This is a genomic window from Microbacterium sp. ISL-103 (assembly GCF_018613995.1).
Classification (GTDB): domain Bacteria; phylum Actinomycetota; class Actinomycetes; order Actinomycetales; family Microbacteriaceae; genus Microbacterium.
Genome location: NZ_JAGGPD010000216.1, coordinates 1 through 2,498, shown reverse-complemented (window position 1 = coordinate 2,498; position 2,498 = coordinate 1). Strand labels below are relative to the sequence as shown.

Annotated in this window: 2 protein-coding genes and 1 pseudogene; 1 reads left to right on the top strand and 2 read right to left on the bottom strand. The window is 69.7% G+C overall.

Features of this window, described 5'->3' with window-relative positions:
- On the top strand, positions 1–474 hold a 474-nt coding region (locus J7E68_RS08795; RefSeq protein ID WP_215171791.1), incomplete at its 5' end, for an AraC family transcriptional regulator.
- A 465-nt stretch (positions 475–939) separates the two neighbouring features.
- On the opposite strand, the gene J7E68_RS08790 is transcribed toward J7E68_RS08795, so the two are convergent.
- Both J7E68_RS08790 and J7E68_RS08785 read right to left on the bottom strand, forming a co-directional pair.
- Positions 940–1,371, bottom strand: a complete 432-nt coding sequence (locus J7E68_RS08790; RefSeq protein WP_215171789.1) for a hypothetical protein — start codon at positions 1,369–1,371, stop codon at positions 940–942.
- A gap of 111 nt (positions 1,372–1,482) precedes the next feature.
- Positions 1,483–2,498 (bottom strand): annotated as a pseudogene (locus J7E68_RS08785) (malate synthase); the annotation flags it as partial.

Sequence of the window (2,498 nt, the reverse complement as noted above, 5' to 3'; positions counted from 1 at the left end):
ACCGAGGCGACCCTGCTCGCTCTCGTGCGGGGCCTGTTCCGGCATTTCCCCGGTGACGGCGAGACCGATCGGGCGAGCGAACTCAGGGCCGAAGCGGGGCGCATCATCGAGCATCGGCACCGTGACGCGGCGTTCAGCATCGAGGAGCTCGCGACAGAGCTGCACATGAGTCGGCGGCAGCTGTTCCGGCTGTACGAGGGATCGGATGAGAGTCTCGCCGCGCGACTGCTGCGGCGGCGGCTCGCCACGGCGCGCGAGGAGCTGCTGTCGACCCCGCCGCAGGATCTCTCAGCGGTCGCCGTCCGCAGCGGCTTCGCGGATGCGGCAGCGCTTCGGGCACAGTTCTCCCGCCACGTGGGTCTCAGCCCCAGCGCGTTCCGCCTCGCCGCCCGCCCCCGGCCGCCGCGTCTGGCCGAGGCCATGCTGCTCAGCGACGAACAGAAGCCCGTCGGACTGAACAGCCCGCCGAACTGAGCAGCCCCTCGGCCGGATGAGCTCGCCGAACTGAGCAGCCCCTCGGCCGGATGAGGCATCTGCTCGGCCGGGGATCGACGGCGATGCGCTGTGCGCGGTCATCGGCGACCCGTGCACCCGGTGACACGCGACCGCGAATCTCGTGCCAGGGCGAGTGCAGAGTGCCGCGCTGCGCGCAGGAGGTGACGCATCGTCCTCGTGAGCATCCGCCGTCGGGCACCCGCCTCTAACCTGGGCTTGCCCGTGTCCCCAGGCGGGCCATGACGGCGGATGACGACGGGGCTACGCCCCTGAACCATCGGCTGTCACGGCTTCCGGACGCGGCGGGATCGCCCGTCCGGAAGCTCGGGGGCAGGCGCGAGAGCGTCGGGCGCCACGGACCAACTGCGCAGAGCGCGGCTGGACGTGCGGGTGCCTCGGTCGGGGGGAGACCGAGGCACCCGCGAGGCGTGAGCGGACTGCGCCTCAGGAGCCGTATGACGCGGGCAGTGCGCAGTAGTCCGCGAAGCGTCGTGTCGGGGTGTCAGGGTTCGACATGTCGATGATCGCGCTGGCGATCGAGTGCGGTGCCTCGTCGCCGGCGAGCTGCCAGACGATGAAGTTCCAGAGTCCGCGCGCGGTCGTGCTCACCAGCGCATCCGGACCCGACACGATGAGCACGGTGGTGTTCTCGGACTCGGCGCGGAACGGCGCGATGACATCCGCCCGCAGGGCCGGTTCGTCGCCGTCGCTGTGTCGGCGCTCCACGTGCTGCCCGGCGGTGGTCAGCGCGCCGGCGAGATCGTCGGCCGCTCGGCGCGAGGGCTCGGAATCCGCTCCGGCCACCGCGACGAGACGTCGTCCGCCCGGGTAGAGGTGCAGGAATTCGGAGGAGACCTCGGACCACACGTCACTCATGCCTTCAGGCTACGCCCGTTCGCAGCGCCGAGATCCGTGGGTCCGCACGGGAGGAAGCCCCTCGGATGCCGGGGAGCGGCATCCGAGGGGCTTCTCATCCGGCAGGGCGGATCAGGCTTCTTCGACGAGGAACCGGCTGTAGGCGCCGAGAGTGAGGAACGCCGGGAACTCCTCCTGCAGGGCGACGTCTCGGAACACAGACGCCGCGTCGTCGAACCGGTCGCCGTCGTGGCGATCGGCCTCGCCGAGCACTTCGTCGATCAATTCCTCGATGTAGTCGGCGGTGATGGCGGTGCCGTCTTCGGTGGTGCGGTCCTGATGGATCCACTGCCACACCTGCGAGCGGCTGATCTCGGCCGTCGCCGCATCCTCCATCAGGTTGTCGATGGCGACCGCTCCGAGGCCGCGCAACCACGCCTCGAGATAGCGGATCGCGACCGAGACGTTGTCGCGCACCCCCTGGGCGGTGATGGGCCGACCGATGTGCAGATCGAGCAGCTGCGACGCCGTCACCGTGACCTCGGGGCGCTGGCGGTCGACCTGGTTCGGCCGGTCGCCGAGCACGGCGTCGAACTCGGCCTGCGCGGTGGGGATGAGGTCGGGGTGCGCCACCCAGGTGCCGTCGAAGCCGTCGCCGGCCTCGCGCCTCTTGTCGGCGGTGACCTTCTCGATCGCCCGTGCCGTGACCTCGGGGTCACGACGGTTCGGGATGAAGGCGCTCATCCCGCCGATCGCGTAGGCGCCTCGCTTGTGGCAGGTCTGCACGAGCAGCTCGGTGTACGCCCGCATGAACGGCACCGTCATCGTGACCTCGCTGCGGTCGGGGAGCACGAAGCGCGCGCCGCGGCCGCGGTAGTTCTTGATGATCGAGAAGATGTAGTCCCAGCGTCCGGCGTTCAGGCCCGCACAGTGATCGCGCAGCTCGTAGAGGATCTCATCCATCTCGAATGCCGCGGGCAGGGTCTCGATCAGCACGGTGGCGCGGATCGTGCCATGGGGGATGCCGATGTACTCCTCGCTGAACGAGAACACGTCGTCCCACAGCTTCGCCTCTTCGCTCGACTCGATCTTCGCGATGTCGAAGTAGGGGCCGCGACCGTTCGCGATGAGCTCCTGCGCGTTGTGGA